At 67.5% G+C, this 606-nt stretch carries 1 protein-coding gene; it reads right to left on the minus strand.

The window, feature by feature from the left end; translation table 11 throughout:
• Window positions 1-116: 116 nt before the first annotated feature.
• On the minus strand, window positions 117-606 hold a 490-nt coding region (locus E8D38_RS28045; protein WP_181179596.1), incomplete at its 5' end, for a spermidine synthase.

Raw genomic sequence — 606 nt, forward strand, 5'->3', positions numbered from 1 at the left:
CCACGGCACGCAAGCACCCGAGCTTCCGTGAGCCCAGCGGCGCGGCCCTTGCTGCGTCGTTGCCGACATGTGCGCGCCAGAGCAGCACTCAGGCGCCCTGCGCCGGACGCGAAGCTCTATCGAAGCCCCACGGCGCGGTCGAGGTCGGCGCTCGACCGTTCATCTGTGTACGGTCTCGCGTGTCGAAGCTCCTGCTGGCCAGGCAGGCATGTGACGACGACGTTGCTGGCTGCCCATTGACGCTGCAGCACCTCCACCGCGCACCGGCCGAGCTCCTGCTCTATGGTGGACAGCACGTTGCGCGCGAAGACGCTCCGCAAGGCCGGATCCAGCACCAGATTCGCCATCACCACCCCATCGGCGGACAGCACTCGCCTCGCGGCACGCCAGAACTCGACTGTCAGCAGGTGGCCCGGGATCGCGTTCGACGAGGTGTAGACGTCCACGACGACGGCGTCGAAGCGCTCCTGCGTTCTCGCGACGAACCGGCGTGCGTCCTCGGCGACAAAGCGGCCGTTGATCGGCCCCCGAATGAACTGTCGCTCGGCCACGAACCGGATGTGCGGATCGATGTCGACGTAGGTGTAGCGATTGCTGGCGTCGCCC

The organism is Methylibium rhizosphaerae (assembly GCF_006386545.1).
Lineage (GTDB): Bacteria > Pseudomonadota > Gammaproteobacteria > Burkholderiales > Burkholderiaceae_C > Pseudorivibacter > Pseudorivibacter rhizosphaerae.